This window comes from Streptomyces sp. NPDC050988 (assembly GCF_044456225.1).
Classification (GTDB): domain Bacteria; phylum Actinomycetota; class Actinomycetes; order Streptomycetales; family Streptomycetaceae; genus Streptomyces.
Window position 1 is genome coordinate 150,528 of the sequence record NZ_JBITFQ010000013.1, and the last position, 24,002, is coordinate 174,529.

21 protein-coding genes are annotated in these 24,002 nt (G+C 70.8%); 14 read left to right on the plus strand and 7 right to left on the minus strand.

Features of this window, described 5'->3' with window-relative positions; all coding sequences use genetic code 11:
- The first annotated feature begins 95 nt into the window (after window positions 1–95).
- The 4 genes from ACIBEI_RS27015 (at window position 96) to ACIBEI_RS27030 (ending at window position 5,461) form a co-directional block, all read left to right on the plus strand.
- Complete coding sequence (locus tag ACIBEI_RS27015) at window positions 96–878, plus strand: SDR family NAD(P)-dependent oxidoreductase (RefSeq protein ID WP_398892825.1); 783 nt, start codon at window positions 96–98, stop codon at window positions 876–878.
- Window positions 879–988: 110 nt separating this feature from the next.
- Window positions 989–2,107 (plus strand): LLM class flavin-dependent oxidoreductase, encoded by a 1,119-nt coding sequence (locus ACIBEI_RS27020; RefSeq protein WP_398892826.1) that lies wholly within the window; start codon window positions 989–991, stop codon window positions 2,105–2,107.
- 125 nt (window positions 2,108–2,232) lie between these two features.
- On the plus strand, window positions 2,233–3,963 hold the full coding sequence (locus ACIBEI_RS27025) for an amidohydrolase family protein (protein ID WP_398892912.1): 1,731 nt from the start codon (window positions 2,233–2,235) through the stop codon (window positions 3,961–3,963).
- Between the two features lie 46 nt (window positions 3,964–4,009).
- Entirely contained in the window at window positions 4,010–5,461 is a 1,452-nt protein-coding gene (locus ACIBEI_RS27030) for an aldehyde dehydrogenase family protein (protein WP_398892827.1), read from the plus strand.
- Window positions 5,462–5,553: 92 nt separating this feature from the next.
- Here the strand turns inward: ACIBEI_RS27030 and ACIBEI_RS27035 are convergent, their stop codons facing one another.
- Together ACIBEI_RS27035 and ACIBEI_RS27040 are read right to left on the minus strand one after the other, a co-directional pair.
- A complete protein-coding gene (locus tag ACIBEI_RS27035) occupies window positions 5,554–5,853 on the minus strand; it encodes a type II toxin-antitoxin system PemK/MazF family toxin (RefSeq protein WP_398892828.1) in 300 nt (99 codons plus the stop codon).
- Window positions 5,850–6,080, minus strand: a complete 231-nt coding sequence (locus ACIBEI_RS27040; RefSeq protein ID WP_398892829.1) for a hypothetical protein — start codon at window positions 6,078–6,080, stop codon at window positions 5,850–5,852. The genes ACIBEI_RS27035 and ACIBEI_RS27040 overlap by 4 nt, the downstream gene beginning before the upstream one ends.
- 133 nt (window positions 6,081–6,213) lie before the next feature.
- On the opposite strand from ACIBEI_RS27040, the gene ACIBEI_RS27045 reads away from it, so the two are divergent.
- The 4 genes from ACIBEI_RS27045 to ACIBEI_RS27060 all read left to right on the plus strand — a co-directional run bounded on the left by ACIBEI_RS27045 (window position 6,214) and on the right by ACIBEI_RS27060 (window position 10,626).
- A complete protein-coding gene (locus tag ACIBEI_RS27045) occupies window positions 6,214–6,987 on the plus strand; it encodes an SDR family oxidoreductase (RefSeq protein WP_398892830.1) in 774 nt (257 codons plus the stop codon).
- A gap of 63 nt (window positions 6,988–7,050) precedes the next feature.
- The gene (locus ACIBEI_RS27050) at window positions 7,051–7,965 is read left to right on the plus strand and encodes an SDR family NAD(P)-dependent oxidoreductase (RefSeq protein WP_398892831.1); all 915 of its coding nucleotides are present in this window, start codon (window positions 7,051–7,053) and stop codon (window positions 7,963–7,965) included.
- Window positions 7,962–8,732, plus strand: a complete 771-nt coding sequence (locus ACIBEI_RS27055) for a TetR/AcrR family transcriptional regulator (protein WP_398892832.1) — start codon at window positions 7,962–7,964, stop codon at window positions 8,730–8,732. The genes ACIBEI_RS27050 and ACIBEI_RS27055 overlap by 4 nt, the downstream gene beginning before the upstream one ends.
- Before the next feature lie 196 nt (window positions 8,733–8,928).
- Window positions 8,929–10,626: a protein kinase gene (locus tag ACIBEI_RS27060; RefSeq protein ID WP_398892833.1), complete on the plus strand. Its 1,698-nt coding sequence runs from the start codon at window positions 8,929–8,931 to the stop codon at window positions 10,624–10,626.
- Window positions 10,627–10,659: 33 nt separating this feature from the next.
- Here ACIBEI_RS27060 and ACIBEI_RS27065 read toward each other — a convergent pair whose 3' ends face one another.
- A complete protein-coding gene (locus ACIBEI_RS27065; RefSeq protein ID WP_398892834.1) occupies window positions 10,660–11,055 on the minus strand; it encodes a nitroreductase/quinone reductase family protein in 396 nt (131 codons plus the stop codon).
- A 126-nt stretch (window positions 11,056–11,181) separates the two neighbouring features.
- Window positions 11,182–12,213 (minus strand): medium chain dehydrogenase/reductase family protein, encoded by a 1,032-nt coding sequence (locus tag ACIBEI_RS27070; RefSeq protein WP_398892835.1) that lies wholly within the window; start codon window positions 12,211–12,213, stop codon window positions 11,182–11,184.
- A 221-nt stretch (window positions 12,214–12,434) separates the two neighbouring features.
- On the opposite strand from ACIBEI_RS27070, the gene ACIBEI_RS27075 reads away from it, so the two are divergent.
- The 3 genes from ACIBEI_RS27075 (at window position 12,435) to ACIBEI_RS27085 (ending at window position 16,742) form a co-directional block, all read left to right on the plus strand.
- Window positions 12,435–13,082, plus strand: coding sequence for a TetR/AcrR family transcriptional regulator (locus tag ACIBEI_RS27075; RefSeq protein ID WP_398892836.1), 648 nt, complete (start codon window positions 12,435–12,437; stop codon window positions 13,080–13,082).
- A 124-nt stretch (window positions 13,083–13,206) separates the two neighbouring features.
- Window positions 13,207–14,724, plus strand: coding sequence for an alpha/beta hydrolase (locus ACIBEI_RS27080; RefSeq protein WP_398892913.1), 1,518 nt, complete (start codon window positions 13,207–13,209; stop codon window positions 14,722–14,724).
- A 155-nt stretch (window positions 14,725–14,879) separates the two neighbouring features.
- Window positions 14,880–16,742, plus strand: coding sequence for a protein kinase (locus ACIBEI_RS27085; protein ID WP_398892837.1), 1,863 nt, complete (start codon window positions 14,880–14,882; stop codon window positions 16,740–16,742).
- 170 nt (window positions 16,743–16,912) lie between these two features.
- Here the strand turns inward: ACIBEI_RS27085 and ACIBEI_RS27090 are convergent, their stop codons facing one another.
- Window positions 16,913–18,478 carry a CehA/McbA family metallohydrolase gene (locus ACIBEI_RS27090; protein ID WP_398892838.1) on the minus strand — a complete coding sequence of 522 codons (1,566 nt, stop codon included), beginning with the start codon at window positions 18,476–18,478 and terminating at the stop codon, window positions 16,913–16,915.
- A gap of 237 nt (window positions 18,479–18,715) precedes the next feature.
- Between ACIBEI_RS27090 and ACIBEI_RS27095 the strand changes: the two genes are divergently transcribed.
- The 3 genes from ACIBEI_RS27095 to ACIBEI_RS27105 all read left to right on the plus strand — a co-directional run bounded on the left by ACIBEI_RS27095 (window position 18,716) and on the right by ACIBEI_RS27105 (window position 22,924).
- Window positions 18,716–19,561, plus strand: a complete 846-nt coding sequence (locus ACIBEI_RS27095; RefSeq protein ID WP_398892839.1) for an LLM class F420-dependent oxidoreductase — start codon at window positions 18,716–18,718, stop codon at window positions 19,559–19,561.
- 97 nt (window positions 19,562–19,658) lie between these two features.
- A complete protein-coding gene (locus tag ACIBEI_RS27100; RefSeq protein ID WP_398892840.1) occupies window positions 19,659–22,244 on the plus strand; it encodes a bifunctional FO biosynthesis protein CofGH in 2,586 nt (861 codons plus the stop codon).
- A gap of 113 nt (window positions 22,245–22,357) precedes the next feature.
- Complete coding sequence (locus tag ACIBEI_RS27105) at window positions 22,358–22,924, plus strand: hypothetical protein (RefSeq protein WP_398892841.1); 567 nt, start codon at window positions 22,358–22,360, stop codon at window positions 22,922–22,924.
- A gap of 19 nt (window positions 22,925–22,943) precedes the next feature.
- On the opposite strand, the gene ACIBEI_RS27110 is transcribed toward ACIBEI_RS27105, so the two are convergent.
- Both ACIBEI_RS27110 and ACIBEI_RS27115 read right to left on the minus strand, forming a co-directional pair.
- Window positions 22,944–23,468 (minus strand): hypothetical protein, encoded by a 525-nt coding sequence (locus tag ACIBEI_RS27110; protein ID WP_398892842.1) that lies wholly within the window; start codon window positions 23,466–23,468, stop codon window positions 22,944–22,946.
- Window positions 23,452–23,943: an RNA polymerase sigma factor gene (locus ACIBEI_RS27115; RefSeq protein WP_200396553.1), complete on the minus strand. Its 492-nt coding sequence runs from the start codon at window positions 23,941–23,943 to the stop codon at window positions 23,452–23,454. Before ACIBEI_RS27115 ends, ACIBEI_RS27110 begins: the two co-directional genes overlap by 17 nt.
- Window positions 23,944–24,002: the final 59 nt, after the last annotated feature.

Consider the following 24,002-nt stretch of genomic DNA (forward strand, 5'->3'; position numbering starts at 1 on the left):
GACGGTGCATCAGATACGACCATGGGTGTGCTCGTCACCCGTGTGACGGTGCGTCAGAAAGGATCCACGCGTCCGCGTCTCTGAAGGAGAAACTCATGGGCAAGTTGGACGGGCGGGTCGTTCTCGTCACCGGGGCGGCGCGCGGGCAGGGTGAGCAGGAGGCGCGGCTCTTCGTCGAGGAGGGTGCCGAGGTCGTGGTCGCGGACGTGCTCGACGAGCAGGGGGAGACGCTCGCCAAGGAGCTGGGTGCCCGAGCCCGGTACGTCCACCTCGACGTGAGCCGGGAGGACGACTGGGCGGCGGCGCTGGCAGCCGCGAAGGGGGCGTACGGGAAGGTCGACGGGCTGGTCAACAACGCGGGCATCCTGCGCTTCAATGCCCTCGTCGACACGCCCCTCGACGAGTTCATGCGGATCGTGCAGGTGAACCAGGTCGGCGTCTTCCTCGGCATCAAGACCCTGGCCCCCGAGATCGAGGCGGCCGGTGGCGGGACCATCGTCAACACCGCCTCGTACACCGGGATCACGGGCATGGCGTACGTCGGCGCGTACAGCGCGACCAAGCACGCGATCGTCGGCCTCACGCGCGTGGCCGCGCTGGAACTGGCGCCCAAGGGCATCCGCGTCAACGCCGTCTGTCCGGGCGCCATCGACACCGCGATGAGCAACCCGGCCCTGCTCGACCCGACGACGGACGCCGAGGCGTCCTCGGCCGGTGTCGAACGGCTCTACCGCAAGCTCGTGCCGATGGGCCGCATCGGGAGGCCCGAGGAGGTCGCCCGGCTCGCCCTCTTCCTGTCCTCGGAGGACTCCTCGTACATCACCGGACAGCCGTTTGTGATCGATGGGGGCTGGCTGGCGGGCGTGAGCGCCATGTGACGGTCCATCAGGTATTGACGCCTCGCGGGCGCGGTGCAACAGTCGGCGGCAGATGGATCTGACGGTGCGTCAGGTTCGGCAGGGTGACGGACAGGGGACGGTGAACCTCCTTGGAATTCGGGCTCTTTGTACAGGGATACGTGGGCAAGCGGGCCGAGACCGATCCGCTCGCGGAGCACAAGGCGCTGATGGAGGAGACCGAGTACGTCATCCAGGCGGACAAGTCCGGTTTCAAGTACGCGTGGGCGTCCGAGCACCACTTCCTGGAGGAGTACTCCCACCTCTCCGCGAACGACGTCTTCCTCGGCTATCTCGCGCACGCGACGGAACGGATCCACCTCGGGTCGGGCATCTTCAACCCGCTCGCCCAGGTCAACCACCCCGTGAAGGTCGCCGAGAAGGTCGCCATGCTCGACCATCTCACCGAGAACCGCTTCGAGTTCGGCAGCGGACGCGGCGCCGGTTCGCACGAGATCCTCGGCTTCCTCCCCGGCATCACCGACATGAACTACACCAAGGAGATCTGGGAAGAGACCATCGCCGAGTTCCCGAAGATGTGGCTCCAGGACGAGTACGTCGGGTTCACGGGCAAGCACTGGCAGCTCCCTCCGCGCAAGGTCCTCCCCAAGCCGTACGGGAAGTCGCACCCCGCGATGTGGTACGCCGCCGGGTCGCCGCCCTCCTACTCCATGGCCGCCCGCAAGGGGCTCGGGGTGCTCGGCTTCAGCGTGCAGAAGGTCTCCGACATGGAGTGGGTCCTTGAGCAGTACAAGACCGCCGTCGTGGAGGCGGAGCCGATCGGGGACTTCGTCAACGACAACGTGATGGTGACGACGACCGCGATCTGCGCGCCCACGCACGACGAGGCGATCCGGATCGCCGTGGGCGGCGGTCTGCACTATCTGCCGTCGCTGGTGTTCCGGTACCACGACACGTTCCCGCGGCCCGAGGGGTTCCCCGTGTGGCCGGAGACGCTGCCCGAGTACAACGAGGAGTTCATCGAACTGCTCATCGCCGAGGAGCTGTTGATCTGCGGGGATCCGGACGAGGTGCTCACGCAGTGCAAGCGGTGGGAGGCGGCCGGGGCCGATCAGTTGTCTTTCGGGCTGCCGGTCGGGGTGCCGAAGGAGGAGACGTTGCAGACGATCAGGCTGATCGGGGAGCACGTGATTCCGAAGATCGATACGGATCCTGTGCATCGGACGACGCGGTTCCGCGGGGCGGTCTGAGGGTCGTCGGCGGGTGCGGGTTGTGTGTGGCTGGTCGCGCAGTTCCCCGCGCCCCTGGGTAAGCGCGCCCCGCCGTAAGCCGGAAGGCTCAGGGAGACATGGCTCAGGGAGAGAAGGGTTTCGTCGTGCTTGACCATCTGATCAAAGGCGTGACCGTTGTCGATGGGTCGGGTGGGCCCGCCTTCATCGCCGATGTGGGGATACGGGACGGGCGGATCGCCGTGATCGGCCAGGTCACCGAGGGAGCCCGTACGACCGAGGACGCCTCCGGGCTCGTACTCGCTCCCGGGTTCGTGGACCCCCACACCCACTACGACGCGCAGCTGTTCTGGGACCCGTATGCGACGCCCTCGCTCAACCACGGAGTGACGACGGTCGCCGGGGGCAACTGCGGATTCACGCTCGCGCCCTTGAATCCGTCGCGACCCGAGGACGCCGACTACACGCGGCGGATGATGTCCAAGGTCGAGGGGATGTCGCTGGTCGCGTTGGAGGAGGGGGCGCCCTGGACCTGGCATTCCTTCGGGGAGTATCTGGACGCCCTGGAGGGGCGGATCGCGGTCAACGCGGGCTTCATGGTGGGGCATTGTGCGCTCAGGCGGTATGTGATGGGGCCGGATGCCGTCGGCGGGCAGCCCTCGCCCGAGCAGCTGGAGCAGATGCTCGCACTCTTCCACGAGGCGATGGAGTCCGGTGCCTGGGGACTGTCCACGACACAGTCCTCCACCCACTCCGACGGGGACGGGAAGCCCGTCGCCTCTCGGCATGCGAAGCCGGCCGAACTGCTCGCGCTCTCCCGGGCGGTGGGCGATCACGAGGGCACGCAGATCGAGGCCATCGTGGCGGGCTGTCTCGACCAGTTCAGCGACGACGAGATCGATCTGTTCGTGGAGATGAGCGCGGCGGCGGGCCGTCCGCTGAACTGGAACGTCCTGACGATCGACGCGGCCGTACCCGAGCGCGTCCCGCGTCAGCTGGCGGCAAGTGAGCGGGCCCGTAAGGCCGGTGGGCGGATCGTGGCGCTGACGATGCCGATCCTCACGCCCATGAACATGTCGCTGGGGACGTTCTGCGCGCTGAACCTGATTCCCGGGTGGGGGGAAGTGCTCGGCCTTCCCGTGCCCGAGCGGATCGCGAAGCTGCGGGACCCCGCGGTCCGTCGCGAGATGCTGCGGCGGGCCGACTCCAAGGAGGCCGGCGTCTTCCGGCGCCTCGCCGACTTCGGGCGGTACGTCATCGGCGACACCTACAGCACGGAGAACGAGGGGCTGACCGGACGCGTCGTACGCGACATCGCGGCCGAGCGCGGCCAGGAGCCCTTCGAGTGCATAATCGAGATCTGCGCCAACGACGGTATGCGTACGGTCCTTTGGCCCATGCCGACCGACAACGACCCCGACTCGTGGTCGCTGCGCCAGGAGACGTGGCGGCACGAGGACGTGATGCTCGGCGGCTCGGACGCGGGCGCCCATCTGGACCGGATGTGCGGGGCGCCGTACACGACCCGGTTCATCGGGGACTGCCTGCGGGGCCGGAAGCTGACGACGCTCGAACAGGCCGTGAAGATGCTCACGGACGACCCGGCGCGGCTCTTCGGACTGCGTGAGCGCGGACGGATCGCGGAGGGTTTCCATGCGGACCTCGTGCTCTTCGACCCGGACCGCATCGACGCCGGCAAGGCCACCCTGGTGCACGACCTGCCGGGAGACAGCCCGCGCCTCGACTCGAAGGCGATCGGCGTAACGGCCGTCTGGGTCAACGGAGTCGAGGCGATACGGGGCGACGTGGTGACCGGCGCCGTACCGGGCAAGGTGCTGCGGTCGGGCCGGGACACCCGCACGGTGAGCACGAAGTGACGCGCCGACGACGGCGGTTGCGGCGGTGGCGGGCGTTGGGGGTCAAGTGACGGACGGTCAGCGGCTGTTCATCGGCGGCTCGTGGGTGGAGCCGGACGGCGGCCACTACGAGGTGATCGACCCGGCGACCGAGGACGTCGTCGGCCTGGCTCCGGAGGCCTCGCGGGATCAGGTGCACGCGGCGGCAGCGGCGGCGCGCGAGGCCTTCCGGACCTGGTCGCGCACCACACCCGAGGGGCGGGCCGCTGTCCTCGACCGGGCGGCCGAGGAGATCCGGCGCAACCTCGTCCCGTACGCCGAACTGGCCCAGGCCGAGACCGGGGCCACGACCGGTACCGCGCGCGGGATGCAGGTGGGTGTCGGGGCGGCCCGTTTCCAGCGGTACGCGCGCGTGGAGCCCGTCGAGGAGCCGTTGCCCCCGCAGATCAACGAGGCGGGCCCGTTCGGCAGGGCGGCCGTGATGGGAGCCCTCGCTGTCCGCCAGCCGGTGGGCGTGGTCACCTGCATCACCTCGTACAACAACCCCTGGGCGAACCCGGCCGGCAAGATCGCCCCGGCGCTCGCGATGGGCAACACGGTCGTCGTGAAGCCCGCACCGCAGGACCCGCTGTCCGTGTACCGGATGGCTCAGGCGCTGGAGGCCGCGGGCGTGCCGCCCGGGGTCGTGAACGTCGTCAGCGGTTCGCGTGCGGAGGTCGGTGAGGCGGCCGTCGACTCGGACGACGTCGACATGGTGAGCTTCACCGGCTCGACCGCCGTCGGCCGGCGTATCGCCGAGGTGTGCGGGCGCGGTATGAAACGGCAGTTGATGGAGCTGGGCGGGAAGGGCGCGGCGGTCGTCTTCGAGGACGCGGACCTGGAGTCGGCGGTCCGGGGCATCGGAACCACCTTCTCCTTCTACAGCGGACAGATCTGCACGGCCCCGACGAGGGTGCTCGCACAGCGTCCGGTCTACGACCGGCTGGTGTCCCAACTGGCCGCGTACGCCGGTTACTTGAAAGTGGGTGACCCGCGCGCCGAGGACACGGTCGTCGGTCCGGTGATCTCCGCGGCCCACCGGGACCGGATCGAGTCGTACGTCGAACTGGGGCGCAAGGAGGGGGCGCGGGTGGTCGCGGGCGGCGAACGGCCGCCGTCCGACCGGGGTTTCTACGTCGCCCCGACCCTTCTCGCCGACTGCACGCCCGACATGCGGGTCGTCCGTGAGGAGATCTTCGGGCCGGTCGTCGTGGTCCTCCCCTTCGACGACGAGGAGGAGGCCGTCGCCCTCGCCAACGACAGCGACTACGGCCTCATCGACTACGTCTGGTCCGGCGACGTCGCCCGCGCCTTCCGCGTGGCCCGGCGGCTACGGGCTGGCGGCGTCGGCGTCAACACGGTCGGCCGCAACATGGAGGCGCCGTTCGGCGGCTTCAAGCAGAGCGGGGTCGGCCGCGACGTCGGCTCGTACGCCCTGCACGCGTACTCGGAGGTGCAGTCACTGGTGTGGCCGGGCTGATCGGATTTCGGGCGCGGGTCAGGCTGCGGCTGGTCGCGCAGTTCCCCGCGCCCCTGGAAGCAGGGCTGCGCCCGCTTCCAGCCCGGCCCGTGCTACAGGTCGAAGACGGCGCGGAGCCCGATCTCGACGGCCTCCATGACGCGTTCGTCCACCGGTCCCAGGTCTTCGGTGAAGCGGGCGGCGGACAGCGTGCGGAACTCGCCGAGCACGATGGTGCCGGATGAAGGAGCGCTGACCGGGATGTCGACGAGTGTCGCCTCTCGTACCTGCTGCGGGTAGACGAGTACGCAGGTGGCGGTCTTGTTCTGCTCGTTGAGGGCCTCGGACGAGATCACCAGGACATGGGCCGGCCCTCCGGCGAAGGCCAGCTGATAGACGTGTCCGCGCTTCACCGGCCCGCCACCCGTGCCCAGCGCTCCAGGGTGGTGTCCTCGCTCTCGGCGGGCTCCGCCGCGGTGGTCACTATCCCGGCCTCGGCCCTTACCCGCGCGGACTTCTCCAGTTCCTCGGTGAGCATCTGGCGGCGCAGTATCCGGGCGGTGTACGCGGAGGCGTTGCCCTTGGCCTTCACGAAGGCGGCCACGTCGTCGGGCAGGCTCATCGTCATGTTGACCGTCATATGGGCATCATACGGCTGGTCATGATCGGGTAGCGATGTTACGCGCAGGGGTAGCATCGCTATCGAGTTGGTGTTAGCGTTGTTGTCGTCGGGGTGCGAGCAACGCTACCCCCCCGGGACAAGGAGCACCGTCATGCGTGAGCAGTCCAGCACCGGCACCAGCACCTCCGCGTCGACTTCAACTCGCGTAGCGGTCGTCACCGGCGGATCCCGCGGTATCGGACGCGAGACCGCGGAGCGCCTCGCGGGCGACGGCTTCGCGGTCGTCGTGAACTTCGCCGGGAATCAGGCCGAGGCCGACAAGACCGTCGCCGCGATCACCGAGGCGGGCGGGCAGGCGCTCGCCTTCCGGGCCGACGTGGCGGACGAGACCGAGGTGGCGGCACTCTTCGACGCCGCGGAGTCGACGTACGGCGGGGTCGACGTGGTCGTCCACGCGGCCGGTGTCATGACACTGGCCCCGCTCGCCGACTTCGACCTCGACGCCCTCGACCGGATGCACCGCACGAACATCCGCGGCACGTTCGTCGTCGACCAGCAGGCCGTGCGCCGGCTGCGTGAGGGCGGCGCGGTCATCAACTTCTCCAGCTCCGTGCTGGCTCTCGCCATACCCGGCTACAGCGCGTACGCCGCCAGCAAGGGCGCCGTCGAGGCCATGACGCTGATCCTGGCCCGCGAGCTGCGCGGCCGGGACATCACGGTGAACGCGGTGGCCCCCGGCCCGACGGCCACCGCCCTGTTCCTGGACGGCAAGGACGAGGAGACCATCGCGCGGATGGCCGCCCAGCCGCCGCTGGAGCGCCTCGGCACGCCGAGCGACATCGCCGGGGTCGTGTCCTTCCTCGCCGGCCCGTCCGGCCGCTGGGTCAACGGCCAGGTGCTCCGCGCCAACGGCGGTATCGCGTAGGCCCCCGACCCGCTTTCTTCCCACCTGCTTTCTCTTCCTTCCTCTCTCCTCAGGAGTTCCGTCATGGGCAGGACGATCGTCATCACGGGTGCCGGTTCGGGATTCGGCGCGCTCGCCGCGCGGGCATTGGCCGACGCGGGGCACACGGTCTACGCGGCGATGCGCGACACGGCAGGGCGCAACGCGAGCCGGGTCGCGGAGGCCGAGGCGTACGCGGCCGAGCATCGAGTGGACCTGCGTACGGTCGAGTTGGACGTCCTCTCGCAGGAGTCCGCGGACGCCGCCGTCGCCACGGTCCTGTCCGGGGCCGGCGCGCTGGACGTGGTCGTCCACAACGCGGGCCACATGGTGACCGGTCCGACCGAGGCCTTCACCCCGGAGGAACTGGCCGCGGTGTACGACACGAACGTGCTGGGCACCCAGCGGGTCAACCGCGCCGCGCTGCCCCACCTGCGGGCCCAGGAGCACGGCCTGGTGCTGTGGATCGGCTCGACCTCGACCCGGGGCGGCACCCCGCCCTATCTCGCGCCGTACTTCGCCGCGAAGGCCGCGATGGACGCGCTCGCGGTGTCGTACGCGGCCGAGCTGGCCCGCTTCGGCATAGAGACGACCATCGTCGTGCCCGGCGCCTTCACCTCCGGCACGAACCACTTCGCGACCGGCGGCCACCCCGCCGAGCAGGCGGTCCTGCCTGCGTACGAGGAGCGGTACGCGGGACTGATGGACCAGGTCGCCCAGCGCCTCGCCGCCCTCGCGCCCGCCGACGCCCCCGCTTCCCTGGTGGCCGACGCGATCGTCGAGGTCGTCGACACCCCGCCCGGCGAGCGGCCCTTCCGGGTCCACGTCGACCCCGCGAACGACGGGTCGGAGGAGGTCAGCCGGGTCGCGGACCGCATCCGCGCCGAGTTCCTGACCCGCATAGGCCTGGACGACCTCCTCGCCCCGCACACCCCTGCCTCCTCGCGGCCGACCGTATGACCTCGGATAGCGTCGCTCCCGTGAGTACGAAAGCGCGCATTCTCGAAGTGACGGCGGCCCTCGTCGCCGAGTCGCCCGACGGGGACGTCTCCACCCGGGCCGTGTGCGAGGCGGCGGGGGTCGGCGCTCCCGCTCTCTACCGCCACTTCGGGGACAAGGAGGGACTCCTGTCGGCGGTCGTCGACCACGGCTGGGACAAGTACCTCGCGACCAAGCGCGACCGCGCCCCCGGCACGGATCCCATTCAGGACCTGCGGGACGGCTGGGACACCCACGTCGAGTTCGCCCTGCACAACCCGAACCTGTTCCGCCTGATGCACTCCCCGGCGATGCGTACGCCCCCGGCGGCGGCCCTGGAGTCCCACCGCATCCTCACGTCGGACCTTCAACGGGCCGCCGAACAGGGCAAGTTGCGCCTCGCCCCGGAGCTGGCCGCCCAGATCATCATGTCCGCGAACGTCGGCGTGGCCCTGATGCTGGTCTCCCGCCCGGCGACGTTCACGGACGAGTCGGTGTCCCGCCGGGTACGGGACTCGGTGCACACCATGGTCTTCACACCGGACGTGATGACGGCTTCGACGGCGGCTTCCGCCGGCCCCTCGACCCGCGACCCCTCCACTCCCGAGGCGGACGAGGCCCGCCTCCCCGCCACCGCGGCCCGTCTCAACGCCCTCCTCCGCCAGGCCCCGGCCCCGGTGCTCAGCCCCGCCGAGGACGCCCTGCTCACGGAGTGGCTGAACCGGATCTCGAACGCCCCTCGGAGTTAGGCAGCTCTCCTCCCTCTGCCGGACCCGGCGCCCCCCTGCCTGACCCGGCGACCTTCGCCTGAACGCCGGGGCGACTCTCGAACCGAGTCACGAATTCGGCGCCGGCGTGCTTGAATTCCCAGTTCGTACGATCTTGACGGGGTGGCCTGGCACCGTGCCTTCCGCTCCGACGACCGGGGGACAGGGACGAGGGCCGATGGACCACGCGACTGAGGTGTTCCAGCCACTGCAGGCGGACGATCCGCCCACGGTGGCCGGCTATCGCCTCGCCGCCCGGCTCGGCGCGGGAGGCATGGGCCGGGTCTACCTGTCGCACACCCAGGGCGGCCGGCCGGTGGCGATCAAGGTGATCCGGCCGGAGCTGGCCGACGACCCGGTCTTCCGGCGGGGGTTCCGCAGGGAGATAAAGGCGGCCCAGCGGGTCCGGGGCGCGTACACCGCGGAGTTGATCGACGGCGACGCGGACGGCGTACCGCCCTGGCTGGCCACGCTGTACGTGCCAGGGCCCTCGCTGGCGGAGGCCGTCGCCCGGCGCGGACCACTGCCGGTGCCGGCGGTGCTGTGGCTGATGGCGGGGGTGGCCGAGGCTCTGCAGGCCATCCATGCCGCGGGAATCGTGCACCGGGACCTGAAGCCGTCCAATGTGCTGCTGGCCGCCGACGGGCCGCGGGTGATCGACTTCGGTATCTCGCTGGCCGCCGGGATCACCTCGCACACCGCCACGGGAGCCACCGTCGGCACGCCCCAGTTCATGGCTCCCGAGCAGGCGTCCGGGGGTGAGGTCACGGCGGCGACCGACGTGTTCGCGCTCGGCCAGACGGCGGCGTTCGCGGCGCTGGGCGAGCCGTTGTACGGGGAGGGCAACTCGGTCGGCGTGCTGTACCGGATCGTGCACTCGGAACCCGACCTGTCCCTGTTGCCCGCGCAGCTCCGTCCGCTGATGGCCCGGTGCCTCGCGGCCGATCCGGCGGAGCGGGCCACTCCGGCGGAGATCGTCCAGTGGTGTCGGCAGCGGCTGGGCCCGGGTGCCGACGCGGGCGCAGGGTCGGCCGTCTGGCGGGAGGTGATGGGACCGGAGGTCACCGTTCCGTCCCCGGTTCCGCACCCGACCCCGGTGCACACGATGCCGTTGCTCCCGCACCCGACCCCCGTGCACACGATGCCGTTGCTCCCGCAGCCGCAACTGCAGCGGCGTCCGCAGCCGACGGTGCCGGACGAGCGGCGGGCCCGCCGGCGGCGTACCAGGGTGTTCTCGGCCCTGGTGACGGTGGGCGCGCTGCTGTCGGCGGGCGTGGCATGGACGACCCTGGACATGTCGGACCGGCTCCGTGACCGGAACGCGGCCGGGTCCTCGACGTCCGGCTCGGAGGCGTCCGGACGGTCGTCGGCGTCCTCATCGGCATCCGCGCAGTCCTCGGGGTCGGGAAGCGGCGGCCGGACATCAGGAGGTTCGCGTCCTTCCTCGGACGCTTCCGGGCCACCGAAACCGATCCCGTACCCCTTGGCGATGCTGAACGCGACGAAACCCCTGGATCTCAAGGACCCCTACCGCTTCCTCAAGAAGGCCAAAGACATCAAGGACGACAGGAGCGCGAAGGAACGCGAGGGGGACATCCGCTTCGTCTGCAAGCAGACCTGCGCGCTGGAGAGCGACGCGAGTCTGATCGACTGGGTGCCTTCCGAGAAGCCGGGCGCCACCCTGGAATCCTGTCGCGCGACCCTCGCCGACGCCGAGAACAGGCTCCCGCTCGCCATTGTGGCGGCCGGCAGCGAGATCTGCTTCGAACACCCCTCCGGAGACATCGCTCTGTTCGTGGTCGACGTGAAGTCGACCGAGCTGCCGGACATCGGCTTCGTGAGCGGCGCCCTGACGGTCTGGCGGGGGGCGGCCTAGCCGGTTTCGTCCGGCGTCGGAGGGTGGGGTCCCTCAGTCCGTCAGATCCACCCGCACCGTCAGCAGATTCGTCCCGACCGCTCGGACCGCGGCGCTGTTCGCGCGGGGGAGGGACTTCAGGCGGGTGCGGGCGTCGTCGTCGTGCAGCAGGTGGGCGGTGCCGTGGTGCCACCGGCCCTTGTCGCGGACCCGGACGGCCGGGTTCGCCTGGATGTTCCTTACGTACTGCGACTTCTCGCCGTACTCGGACACGATCCAGAACTCCTGGCCGATCCGCCGCCCGCCGACCGGAGTCCGCCGCGGCAGCCCCGACTTGCGTCCGGTGGTCTCCAGCAGCGTCTGGAACGGCAGCAGCCTGGACACCGGGTTCACGACCCATCGCTGGATCTTCGTGATGACGCGGAACTTGGTCTCGTGGTGGCGCGACATGTCGTTGGGATCCTCGTCCTGGGCGATGACATAGATGGCGAAGCTGTCGGTCGAAGCCGTCGGTCGGTCGTGAGGATAGGGCTCGGCCGGGCGGCTCGGCCCGCCGGGGTGGCGGCAGTTCACGCGCTACGGGTTCAGCACGATCTTTCCGGCGACGGTGCCCGACTCGGCCAGGCGCAGGGCGTCCGCGATGCGGGAGAGCGGCAGCTGTGCGGCGATGTGGGGAGTGATGTCACCGCGCTGGAGGGCCGCGAGGACCTGGGTGAGGTCGGTGCGCAGCCGGGCCCGGAACTGGTTCTTGGCCAGGGCCCGCCCGGCCCAGATGTTGAAGAAGTAGGCGCGCCGACGGTTGGGCAGCGCGTTCCACAGCCAGATCCGGCCGAGCAGCTTGAGTACGGGCAGCTGCTTGGAGCCCTCGTCGTCCCGGGTGGAGGCGGTGCCGTAGGAGACGAGCGTGCCGCCGGGAGCGAGGAGGTGCCAGGAGTCGATCGCGCTGCGCCCGCCGACGTGGTCGAAGACGGCGTCCACTCCGCCGGGGGCGAGTTCACGGACCCGGGCGGGGATGTCCTCGGTGCGGTAGTCGATGGGGGTGACGCCCTGGGCACGCAGCGCGTCGTGATGGCGCGCGGACGCCGTGCCGATCACCTTCGCGCCCGCCGCCTGGGCGAGCTGGACCAGGACCGAGCCGACACCGCCGTTGGCGCCGTGCACCAGGACGGTGTGCCCGGCCCGGACGCGGGCCTTGCGGTGCAGCATCTGCCAGGCGGTGATGCCGTTGACCACCAGCGTCTCGGCCTCCGCCGCGCCGACCCCGTCGGGCACCGGCACGACGTCCGCCGCGTCGACGAGTACGTGGCTGGCCCAGCCGCCGACCTTGACCAGTGCGGCCACCCGGGTGCCGGCCAGGCCCGGCTCGACGCCCTCACCGGTCGCGGCCACGGTGCCGACCAGGTCGTAACCGGGGACGAAGGGGAACGCCGGCTGGTCGTAGTAGCGGCCGCGGCGCATCTGCTGCTCGGCGAAGGAGACGCCGGTCGCCTCCATCCGGATCAGGACCTGACCGGGGCCCGCGACGGGCACGGCTCCGTGCCGGATCTCCAGCCCCTCCGGCTCGACCTTGCCCGGCAGGACGACCTCGACGAGTGCTTCGGCGTTCATGACTTCCTCCACTGCGCTCTGTGTTCGGGATCCGCGTGAGCCACTCGGTGAGCGGCTCGGCGAGCGACGAGGTGAGTTACTCGCTCTCGCTTCTGTTAGAAGTTATAACTTCACGAGAAGGGCGACGTCAAGAGGTTCAGTGATAGCCTCTAACTAAATCTTGAACATGTAGCCCGCAGGCATCCCCACGAGCACCCCACGAGTACGGAAGGCGGCAGGTCATGGCGGAGACCGGCACGACCACCCCGCGAGAGCGCTACCGCGCCCAGGTGCGTACGGAGATCAAGGAACGCGCGTGGGAGCAGATCGCCACGGCGGGTGCGACCGCGCTCTCCCTCAACGCGATCGCCAAGCAGATGGGCATGAGCGGCCCCGCGCTCTACCGGTACTTCGCCGGCCGCGACGAACTGATCACCGAGCTGATCAGGGACGCGTACGGCAGCCTCGCCGACGCCCTCCGGACGTCCTCCGGATCCGGCGCCGACCTCACCGCGCTCGCGCACGCCCTGCGCGAGTGGGCCCTCGCGGACCCCCACCGCTACTTCCTCATCTACGGCACGCCCGTGCCCGGCTACCACGCTCCGGACGACGTCACCGGGATCGCGCAGGGCATCATGGCGACGTTGCTCGACGCCTGCGCCGCACTGCCCTCGGACGGTCCCGCGACGCCGTTCGACACCCACCTGGAAAGCCACCGCCAGTGGGCGGCCGGCCACCCCGCCCCGCCCGCGGCCCTCCACCGGGGCCTGGCCTTCTGGACCCGGCTGCACGGCGTCCTGTCCCTGGAGCTCGCCGGCCACTTCACCGGGATGGGCTTCGACCCCGCGCTGCTGTACGAGGCCGAACTGGACGACTTGCTCAGGCCCTGACCACGCCGTGCCGCGCCGGCACCGGAACCTCTCCCCCGATGCCGCCGGTTCGGGAAACCGCCGTGCCAAGAGGCCGGGTGGCCGGATGGGGAGGGCGGCGCGGATTCGCGAGGCTCTTTCCATGATGAAGAAGAGCAAGCGGAACATCGCCCTGACCGCCGTCTCCGGCGTGGTGCTCGGGCTCGCCCTGCCGCTCACCGCGACCGCTTCGACCACCCGGACCACTCCAACCACCGCACGGGACAAGCCACTTGACTGGACGAAGTGCGAGGGGAACGGCTTCGGCCCCCGGCAGGAGTGCGCGACCGTCGACGTGCCGATGGACTACGCCGACCCCGAGGGCGAGAAGATCGGTATCGCCGTCTCCCGTATCCGGAGTGAGAAGCCGGCCGTGCGCCGCGGTGCCTTGCTGCTGATCCCCGGCGGGCCCGGTGGCAGCAGTCTCGAAGAGCAGTCGGCGAAGGCGCGGACGCTGCCGCGGGAGGTGCGGGAGGCGTACGACCTGGTCGTGTTCGATCCTCGGGGCAACGGGCGGTCCGCGCCGGTGAGTTGTGGGTTCGAAGGGCAGGACCTGGCCCCGACCACGTTCCGGCCGTGGCCCGCGGGACCGGACGGGTCCGTCGCCGGGAACGTGACCGCCGCCCGGCGGATGTCAGCCGCCTGTGAGCGCAACGGCGGGGAGCTGCTGCGGCACATCGACACCGTCGCCAACGCGCATGACGTCGACCGCGTCCGGGCGGCGCTCGGCGAGCGGAAGCTGTCCGCCTGGGGCGTCTCGTACGGCTCGTATCTCGGCGCCGTCTACAACCAGCTGTTCCCGCACCGCACCGACCGGTTCGTGCTCGACAGCAATCTGGACGCCAACGCGGACGCCCACGGCGGCCAGGTCGCCCGTGGCCTGTGGGCCGGGTTCGAGAAAGGGGTCGAGAGCGTCTTCCCCGAGTTCGCCAAGTGGGCCTCGGCGCCCGGGAATCCGTACCGGCTGGCCGATACGGCGGACCAGGTGCGGCCGATGTTCCTGCGGCTCGCCGCCCGCCTCGACCGCGAGCCGATCCCCTGGCCGGGCGCCAATCCGGCCGAGCTGAACGGCAACGTGCTGCGGCAGAGCCTGCTCGACGCGTTCTACGACCCCGAGGGCTTCCCGGCGGCAGCCCAGTTGATCCTGGCCGCCCGGAAGGGCACCGTCCCGCCCGCGCCCGAGCCGCCCCCGGAGGCGCTGTTGCAGAACGGCCTCGCCGTGGCCTCCGCGACCTTCTGCAACGAGGGGACGTGGCCCGCGTCGGCCGCCCGCTACCAGAAGGAGGTCGACGAGAGCCGCGCCAAGTACCCGCTGACCGCCGGAATGCCGAGGAACGCGACCCTCTGCGCCGCCTGGCCGTATCGGCCGAAGCATGACCCGGTACGGATCACCGACCGCGGACCCTCCACCGTCCTCATGGTCCAGAACGAGCGCGACCCCGCCGCCCCGCTGGCCGGCGCCCGCGAACTCCGCGCCGCCCTCGGCAAACGGGCCGTCATGGTGACCGTGAACGCCACCGGACACGACGCCTACCTCGGCAACGGCAACGCCTGCGGGGACGCGACCGTCACCCGCTACCTGGTCACGGGGGAACGGCCCGCCAGGGACACGTACTGCCGATAGGCACCGAACTGCCGTTGGGAACACGACCGTTACTGCCTTTGGAAACACGACTGTTGACCGGAACCCGACCACCGGCAGACACGGGTCCCGCACACGTCACTTGCGCCCCTCCCCTATTCTCAGGCGAACGCGCCGCCGGGGGAGAGGGAGCACGCATGGACGGGTTGGACCCGGCAGATCCGGGCTGGATCGGCGGTTACCGACTGCTCGGCAGACTCGGTGAAGGCGGCATGGGGCGGGTGTATCTGGCCCGTTCCGAGCGCGGCCGTACGGTCGCGGTCAAGGTCGTCAAGGAGGAGCTGGCCCGCAAGCCGGACTTCAGGCGGCGCTTCACGCAGGAGGTGAAGGCGGCGCGGCGGGTCGGCGGCGACTGGACCGCGCCCGTGCTGGACGCCGACACGGAGGCGGCGACGCCCTGGGTCGCCACCGGCTACGTCGCCGGCCCCTCGCTCTCCGAAGTGGTGGACAAGCAGTACGGACCGCTGCCAGCGACGTCCGTACGAGCGCTGGCGATCGGGCTCATCCGCGCGCTCCAGGCCATCCACGGCGCGGGTCTCGTGCACCGCGACCTCAAGCCCTCCAACGTGCTGGTGACGATCGACGGGCCCCGCGTCATCGACTTCGGCATCGCGCGCGCCCTCGACACGGCCACCCAGTCCGGCGACGGCCTCACCATGACGGGCGCTCTCGTGGGGTCGCCGGGCTTCATGTCGCCCGAGCAGGTGCGCGGGGAGCGGGTGACGTTCGCGAGTGACGTCTTCTGTCTCGGCGCCGTGCTGGCGTACACCGTGACGGGCCGGCTGCCCTTCGGCGCGGGCGAGGGCGGGATCCACTCGCTGCTCTTCCGCATAGCGTCGGAGGAGGCGGAACTCCAGGGGATACCCGAGCCCTGGCACGCACTGATAGCGGCGTGCCTGGAGAAGGATCCGGCCCAACGGCCCACGCTGGACTCGCTGTTGACGTCCATCGACGGCTTCGAGGGCGCGGAGGGCACGGGCGGCGCGTGGCTGCCGGGGGAGGTACTGGCGGAGCTGGGCCGGCACGCCGTGCAACTACTGAACAGCGAGGACCCGCAGAGCCACGCACTCGCCGGACAGGCGTCGGGCCCCGGCCCGGGAGCGGGCGCCGTGCGGAGTCCGGCCGCCCCGGCGCAGGGCCACGCGCAGAGCCCCGCACCCGCACACTCCCCGGTGCCGGGCTTCGGCCCGCCCGTCGGCTACGACCCGTCGACGCCGCCGTGGCAGAACAGCCCCCCGCCGGGCAGCCTGCCGCCGGCCGGATATCAACCGGGAGGCTTTCACCAGGGCGGTCTCCCGCCGGGCGGCTTCCACCGGAGCGGGCCGCATACGCCCCACCACTCCCTCTCCAACTCCCGTAACGTGTCCGCCCGTTCGACCCGGGGACTCGCGACGGCCCTGACCGTCCTGCTCGCCCTCTACACGCTGCCCCTGCTGTTCCGGTCCGTCGTCCTGGAACTGGCCTACATCCCACTCACCGCGGCGGACAGTACGTCCGACCCCTCCCTCATCGCGGACTTCGAGAACCTGAGACTGGCGACGATGGCGTCGGAGATCCTCGACCCGCTGGTGGGTGTGGTCGTGGTGATCGTGTGGTCGTTCTGGTTCCAGCGCACGCGCAACAACGCCGAGGCCTTCGAACCGGGGCGCGTGCGCCACTCGCTCGGGTTGGCGGCCGGCTCCTGGTTCATCCCGGTAGTCAACCTCTACATGCCCAAGCAGATCGGCAACGACGTCTGGACAGTGTCGACCGGCCGCCCGACGGGCGCCGGTCGGTGGCTGCTGCACACCTGGTGGTGGTCCTGGCTGTTCTACGTCCTGACGTACCTGAACGACTCGATCAGCAGCTGGTACGACGAGGACTTCGCAGTCGGCGCCACGGACGACATCGTCAGCGCCCAGATCACCAACCTCGTCGGCTTCGTGACCGCCGTACTGGCCATCCTCTTCGTGAACCGGCTGACATCCATCCAGCGATCCCGCATGGCAGGAGGCGCCTAGCAGTAGGGCCGCGGGGACCGGCGCAGTCATCAGGGGCGCGGGGAACTGCGCAATCTTTTAGGCCCGCGGGGACCGGCGCAGTCATCAGGGGCGCGGGGAACTGCGCAATCTTTTAGGGGCGCGAGGAACTGCGCGAGCAACCCAATCCGACCGCCACAAGACACACACCCTCACCCCCGCCCGAGAAAGATCGGATTGGTGAACGCGGCCATCGCCCCGGGCAACGGCCCAACCGCAGCCTCATGCCGCACCTCCGCCCGCACATACGCCGCGTACTGCGCAGTCGTACGCCACTCCACCACCCCACCCCCGGACACCGGCAGAACCGCACTTGTGTGCAGCACCCCCTGGTCCGTGACGAACCGGACCGTACAGCGCGGCACACCCGACGCCTCCAGGGTCACGGTGACCGGATCGTCCCGGTCGACCTTCAACCGCCCCCCGATCCCCGCGTGTTCACCCTTCGGTCCGGCCACAGTGAACGACAGCGACACCTTCTGCGACTCGGCCACGTACGAGCGCCCCGCGCGGATCCCCTCCTGGATCGCCTCGCGGGTCAGGTCGTCGGCGAGGACGACGGTCTGCGGCGTGCCGACCGGGTCGGGATCCCGGTGGGCGTCGCTGTTGCCCATCGCCGGAATCCAGCCCCGGCCACCCCCACCCTCACCGTCACCCCGCCCTTCCCGCACGGAGGCGACCAGCATGCTGTCCCAGTCGGCCAGCGACACCTCGTCGTCGGGGCCGAACGGGCCGTTCCACACCTCGACCGCGTCCGCCTCGCCGAAGCCGAACTTCCAGTTGCAGCCGACGCACGTGGCGTGCGGATGCGCGGGCACGACCAGCCCGCCCGCCTCGCGGATCCGCCGCGCGTACTTGCCGAAGCGGTTGTCGCGCGCCCGGTAGCGCCAGTCGACGAACGTCCCCGGATCCGTGCCGAGCGCGACGACGTGACCGTTCCTCGTCGTCACCTCCTCGCCCAGCATGATCAGCAGGTCGTCACCGGCCTCCGAGGCCCAATGGGCGTGCGCGGAGTGCGTGTTGTGCTCGGACGAGTTGATGAAGTCCAGGCCCGCCGCCCGCGCGAGGGCCGCGATCTCGGCCGGGGTGCGGCGGCCGTCGGAGTACCAGGAGTGCAGATGGCAGTCGCCCCGGTACCAGGCACGCCCGCGCCCCTTGGCCCGCGACGGCGGGTACACCGGCTTCACGACCGCGCCCGGCTCGCCGTACGTCAGCGTGATGGTGACCTCGTACGGGAGTCCCTGCGGGGCCACGGTGTACGGGCCAAGGGCGATGTGCCACGTTCCCGCCCCGACCGGGCCCGGGATGTAACCCGGCGTCGCGTCGTCCGCGCGGATGAAGAACTCCGTGCGTGCCCCGCCCGACCAGCCGCGGAATCCCTTGCCGCCCAGCTCGGTGCCGCGCTGGTCGAAGATGCCGATGTCGAGCGCGTTGCCCGCGGTGCCCGCCGGTACGGAGGGCTTCTCGTAGGTGTACGCGACCTTGATCTCCCGTACGCCGTCCGGGACTTCGACGGGGAGGTACACGAAGTCCGGCGAACCGGTGGGCAGGGTGCCGCGGACCGTCCGGGTCTCGGACGCGTGTGCCGCGTCGGCGGCCTCGCTCGGAAAGCTCACGCTTCCCAACGTAAGCGCGGCGGCGGCTCCCGTCACGAACAGCGCGCGTCTGCCGATGCCGTGGTCACCGCTGCGGTCTGCGCTGTGGTCGTCCTCGCACATGTCTGCTGCTCCCGGGTCTCGTGAGTGACTGAGTGGCACGTCGCGGTTCAGGTGCTGCGGGGGGTCGTACGACAACCCTGGTATTCAGCCGTGAACTGCGGTGCAAGGGAAGGGGGTCGGCAGCTTTCCGGTATGGAGCACTCATAAGAAGCAATCGTGAGAACCAATCGTGAGAAGACGGCGGAATCCCTACCGGTCGGTATGGACAGTTGAGGCTCGTGCCGGTAAGGAGATGCCATGCGCATCTCCGTGACGATCTTCCTCACCGACGAGACGATCACCCCCACGCTGCTCGCCCGTGAGCTGGAGGAGCGCGGCTTCGCCGGGCTCTATCTGCCCGAGCACACGCACATACCCGTGGAGCGCGTCACCCCGTACCCGGCGGGCGGTGAGCTGCCGCCCGAGTACGGCAGGACCCTCGACCCCTTCGTCGCCCTCGGCCAGGCCGCGGCGGTCGCCGAGTCGCTCGCGCTCGGCACCGGGATCACCCTCGTCGCCCAGCACGACCCGGTCGGCCTCGCCAAGCAGATCGCGACCCTCGACCATCTCTCCGGGGGCCGCTTCACGCTCGGCCTCGGCTTCGGCTGGAACGTCGAGGAGGCCGCCGACCACGGCGTCGAGTGGCGCACGCGACGGGAACTGGTCCGGGACCGGATGGCCCTGATGCGGGCGCTGTGGTCCGCCGAACCGACCGGCTACCAGGGCGAGTTCGGCTCGGTACGGCCGAGCCACGCCCACCCCAAGCCCGTACAGAAGCCGCGCGGACCCGTCGTCGGACCGCGCACGCTCGTCGGGGGAGCGGCTGGGCCGAAGCTGTTCGCGCACATCAGCGAGTACGCGGACGGCTGGATGCCGATCGGCGGCCGAGGGCTCACGGAGTCCGTCCCCGTGCTGCGGGCCGCCTGGGCCGAGGCCGGCCGCGACCCCGAGGCCCTCCAGCTCGTGCCGTACGCCGTGCTGCCCACCCCCGGCAAGCTCACGCACTACGCGGACCTCGGCATCGAGGAGGTCGTCCTCCAGCTGCCGCCGGCCGGGGAGGGGGACGTACTGCGCGTACTGGACGAATACGCCAAGTACCTGTAGTCGGCCGCTGCTGTGTCACTGGTGCGCCGCTGGTGTGCCGCTCGTGACGCGGCCCATCCGTAACGGGGCCTGATCAATGCGATCGTATGCTCGAAGGATGACGACTTCCGCGACCTCCGGAACCGGGCCTACCGCGAACGCCATGCGTCGCGCCCTCAAACGCGCCCGCGACGGCGTCGCCCTCGACGTCACCGAGGCAGCCGTCCTTCTCCAGGCACGCGGCGCCGACCTGGACGACCTGACGGCGTCCGCCGCCCGGGTGCGTGACGCGGGCCTGGACGCGGCGGGCCGCCCCGGCGTCATCACGTACTCGAAGAGCGTCTTCATCCCGCTCACCCGGCTCTGCCGGGACAAGTGCCACTACTGCACGTTCGTCACGGTCCCCGGCAAGCTCCGCCGGGCGGGCCACGGGATGTTCATGTCCCCGGACGAGGTCCTCGACATCGCCCGCAAGGGTGCCGAACTGGGCTGCAAGGAAGCCCTGATCACCCTCGGCGACAAGCCCGAGGACCGCTGGCCCGAGGCCCGCGAATGGCTCGACGCGCACGGCTACGACGACACGATCGCGTACGTACGGGCCATCTCGATCCGCATTCTGGAGGAGACGGGCCTGCTGCCCCACCTCAACCCGGGTGTCATGTCGTGGACCGACTTCCAGCGGCTCAAGCCCGTCGCGCCGAGCATGGGCATGATGCTGGAGACGACGGCGACGCGGCTGTGGAGCGAGCCGGGCGGCCCGCACTACGGCTCCCCGGACAAGGAGCCGGCCGTCCGCCTGCGCGTCCTGGAGGACGCGGGCCGTTCGTCGGTCCCCTTCACCAGCGGTGTGCTGATCGGCATCGGCGAGACGTACGAGGAGCGCGCGGACTCGCTGTTCGCGCTTCGGCGGGTGTCGCGCTCCTACCACGGCATCCAGGAGCTGATCATCCAGAACTTCCGCGCCAAGCCGGACACGGCGATGCGCGGCATGCCGGACGCCGAGCTCGACGAACTGGTCGCGACGGTCGCCGTGGCCCGGCACATCATGGGCCCCTCGGCCTGCCTCCAGGCACCGCCGAACCTCGTGGACTCCGAGTACGGGCGGCTGATCGGCGCCGGCATCGACGACTGGGGCGGAGTCTCGCCGCTCACCATCGACCACGTCAACCCCGAGCGCCCCTGGCCGCAGATCGACCTGCTGCGCGAGCAGTCGGCCGAGGCGGGCTTCGAACTGCGCGAACGGCTCTGCGTCTACCCGGAGTTCGTGCAGCGCGGCGAGCCGTGGCTGGACCCGCGGCTGCTCCCGCACGTACGGGCGCTCGCCGACCCGGAGACTGGGCTCGCCGTGCCGGACGCGGTCGTGGAGGGCCACCCCTGGCAGGAGCCCGAGGAGGCGTTCACCTCGTCGGGCCGCACGGATCTGCACACCACGATCGACACCGAGGGGCGTACGTCCGACCGGCGCGAGGACTACGACCACGTGTACGGCGACTGGGACGCGCTTCGGGAGGCCGCGGCGCCCGGCATGGTGCCCTCGCGGATCGACACGGACATCCGGGCGGCGCTGGCGACGGCCGCCGACGACCCGACCCGCCTCACCGACGACGAGGCGCTCGCGCTGCTGCACGCGGACGGACCGGCGCTGGACGCGCTCTGCCGGATCGCGGACGACGTGCGCAGGTCGGCGGTCGGCGACGACGTCACGTACATCGTCACGCGGAACATCAACTTCACCAACGTCTGCTACACCGGCTGCCGTTTCTGCGCCTTCGCCCAGCGCCGCACGGACGCCGACGCGTACACGCTCTCCCTGGACCAGGTCGCCGACCGGGCCCAGCAGGCGTGGGACCTGGGGGCCGTCGAGGTCTGCATGCAGGGCGGCATCCACCCGGACCTGCCGGGGACGGCCTACTTCGACATCGCCCGCGCGGTGAAGGAGCGGGTACCCGGCATGCACGTCCACGCCTTCTCACCGATGGAGGTCGTGAACGGCGCGACCCGCACCGGCCTGTCGATCCGCGAGTGGCTGACCGCGGCCAAGGAGGCGGGCCTCGACTCGATCCCCGGCACGGCCGCCGAGATCCTCGACGACGAGGTCCGCTGGGTCCTGACGAAGGGCAAGCTGCCCACGGCGACCTGGATCGAGGTGATCACGACCGCGCACGAGCTGGGCATCCGCTCCTCGTCCACGATGATGTACGGGCATGTGGACCAGCCCCGCCACTGGCTCGGCCACTTCCGCACGCTCTCCAGGATCCAGCAACAGACCGGCGGCTTCACGGAGTTCGTGACGCTCCCCTTCATCCACACGAACGCGCCGGTGTACCTCGCGGGGATCGCCCGCCCGGGCCCGACGACCCGGGACAACCGCGCGGTGATGGCGATGGCGCGGCTCCTGCTCCACCCCCACATCCCCAACATCCAGACCAGCTGGGTGAAGCTGGGGACGGAGGGCGCGGCGGAGATGCTCCGCTCGGGCGCCAACGACCTCGGCGGGACGCTGATGGAGGAGACCATCTCCCGGATGGCGGGCTCGTCGTACGGCTCGTACAAGTCCGTCAAGGAGCTGATCGCGGTGGCGGAGGCGGCAGGACGGCCGTCCCGGCCCCGCACCACCCTGTACGGCGAGGTGCCTCAGGAGCGGCAGCGGGCCGCGGCGGCCTCGGACGGACATCTGCCGGAACTGCTGCCCGTGCTGGAGTGACGGGCGGAGGCGGGTGAGTGAGCCGGGTGGGCCAGGATCGGCCGAGGGGCCCGTCGGAGTAAGATGATCCGACCCTCCGACGGGGTGAATCAGAGCTGAGGAGATGCGTACGCGTGCCTGCCCGACGGCTTCCCTCGTGGGTCTGGGTCTCCGGTCTGACCGCGGCTGCTCTGGTGGCGGTGACGTTCCTGGCCGTCAAGGCCGACAAGGGCCCGCAGCCCACGGCCTCGGCGTCGCCGAAGCCCTCCACCTCGGCGACCGCCAAGCCCTCCGCCGGCCCTGACGAGTCCAAGCCGGTCGCGGTGCCGGACGGCTCCGGCACCGGACGGCGCATCGTCTACTCCCTCGACCAGCGCCGCGTATGGCTCGTCGACGCGAGCGACGCGTCCCGGCGCAGCTTCAAGGTGTGGCCCGGGACGGTGAACCCGGCACCCGGCTCGTACACGGTCGGCACCCGGCGCGAGACGAGCACGGGCAGCGACGGCGTGGAGATCGAGAACATCGTCTTCTTCACCGTCAGTTCGGGCACCAACATCGCCTTCTCGAACGCCGTGGACGGCTCTTCTCCGCCGCCGCCCGCGTCCGGCGTACCGACCGGCGGGATCCGTATGCGTGCCGCCGACGGTGACGCGGTCTGGAAGTTCGGCACGGCGGGGACGAAGGTCGCGGTCGTCGACTAGCGACCGGCGGGACGGGTCCTTACGGCCGGACGCTGCTCTCGGGCGTGGTACCGACCTGGTCCGGAGCCGTCGACGGTTCGGACGGTTCCAAGGACGGCGGGGCCTGTGTCGGCGTCGGTGTCGGGACGCTGTCGGGGGCGGTCGGCTCGGTCGTGGCGGTGGAGTCGCCCGGGACGCCGGGGCCGGCGCTCGGTGCCGAGTCACTGGGGTTGCGGCTGGGGCTGGGAGTCGCGGGCTCGGAGGCCGACGGCGACGGGGTGGGCGGCGTCGAGGGGCTGCTCGCGGGCGGCGGGGCGAGCGGGACCGTCGGGGAGACGGGCGCGTCGGGTGCGGCCAGGCGGAACGGCAGCGCGATGAGGGCGGCGGCGACGCAGGAAATACCGACCCCGGCCGCGGCGCGCAGCACCCGGCGGCGGGAGGCGTCGCGGCGGATCGCCTCGTAGCCGCCCGGGGGTGGTGCGAGATAGCCGGAGGCCGGCCGCAGGATGACGGCGAGGGGGTCGTCGGGCTCCAGGTCCGGACCGTCCTCAGAGGGTGTGATCAAGGCTTCTCCTCAGGTGGGCGCGGAGCATTTCTCGGGCCGCGTGGAGGTCGGCCTTGACGGTTCCTTCCTTGCGCCCGGTCAGCGCGGACACCTCCCGGATCGGCATGTCAGCGTAGTAGTGCAGCAGGATCGGTACGCGCAGTCGTTCCGGCAGCGACTGTACGAGCAGGCGCACCGACGGGTCGGCCTGTTCGTTCCGCGGCCGGACGGCGACCTCGTCGCTGACACGGCGTACGGCTCTGCGCTCGCGCTCCAGTTTGCGCCAGTGGTCCCGGACGAGGTTGGCGGCGGTGACGTAGAGGAAGCCTCGCGGCTCCGCCACGTTCGTCCAGCGGGCCCAGAGCCGGGTGAACGCCTCCGAGGCGATCTCGTGGGCCGTCTCGTCGTCGTCGACCAGGCGGCGGCACCAGCCGGCCAGGCGCGGGTAGAGGGCGGCGAACAGCTCGGACGCTGCCTTCTCGCGGGACCGTTTCAACGCTCTCCATGGTCGTGACGGACTCGTAGGAAGGATCCCGGGCCGTCGGCGTACCGTCC

Bases quoted from the DNA above. Each gene is read 5' to 3' on its own strand.
- ACIBEI_RS27015 (WP_398892825.1), top strand. From the start codon at position 96: ATGGGCAAGTTGGACGGGCGGGTCGTTCTCGTCACCGGGGCGGCGCGC.
- ACIBEI_RS27040 (WP_398892829.1), bottom strand. From the start codon at position 6,080: ATGACGGTCAACATGACGATGAGCCTGCCCGACGACGTGGCCGCCTTC.
- ACIBEI_RS27045 (WP_398892830.1), top strand. From the start codon at position 6,214: ATGCGTGAGCAGTCCAGCACCGGCACCAGCACCTCCGCGTCGACTTCA.
- ACIBEI_RS27050 (WP_398892831.1), top strand. From the start codon at position 7,051: ATGGGCAGGACGATCGTCATCACGGGTGCCGGTTCGGGATTCGGCGCG.
- ACIBEI_RS27055 (WP_398892832.1), top strand. From the start codon at position 7,962: ATGACCTCGGATAGCGTCGCTCCCGTGAGTACGAAAGCGCGCATTCTC.
- ACIBEI_RS27060 (WP_398892833.1), top strand. From the start codon at position 8,929: ATGGACCACGCGACTGAGGTGTTCCAGCCACTGCAGGCGGACGATCCG.
- ACIBEI_RS27065 (WP_398892834.1), bottom strand. From the start codon at position 11,055: ATGTCGCGCCACCACGAGACCAAGTTCCGCGTCATCACGAAGATCCAG.
- ACIBEI_RS27070 (WP_398892835.1), bottom strand. From the start codon at position 12,213: ATGAACGCCGAAGCACTCGTCGAGGTCGTCCTGCCGGGCAAGGTCGAG.
- ACIBEI_RS27075 (WP_398892836.1), top strand. From the start codon at position 12,435: ATGGCGGAGACCGGCACGACCACCCCGCGAGAGCGCTACCGCGCCCAG.
- ACIBEI_RS27080 (WP_398892913.1), top strand. From the start codon at position 13,207: ATGAAGAAGAGCAAGCGGAACATCGCCCTGACCGCCGTCTCCGGCGTG.
- ACIBEI_RS27085 (WP_398892837.1), top strand. From the start codon at position 14,880: ATGGACGGGTTGGACCCGGCAGATCCGGGCTGGATCGGCGGTTACCGA.
- ACIBEI_RS27090 (WP_398892838.1), bottom strand. From the start codon at position 18,478: ATGTGCGAGGACGACCACAGCGCAGACCGCAGCGGTGACCACGGCATC.
- ACIBEI_RS27095 (WP_398892839.1), top strand. From the start codon at position 18,716: ATGCGCATCTCCGTGACGATCTTCCTCACCGACGAGACGATCACCCCC.
- ACIBEI_RS27100 (WP_398892840.1), top strand. From the start codon at position 19,659: ATGACGACTTCCGCGACCTCCGGAACCGGGCCTACCGCGAACGCCATG.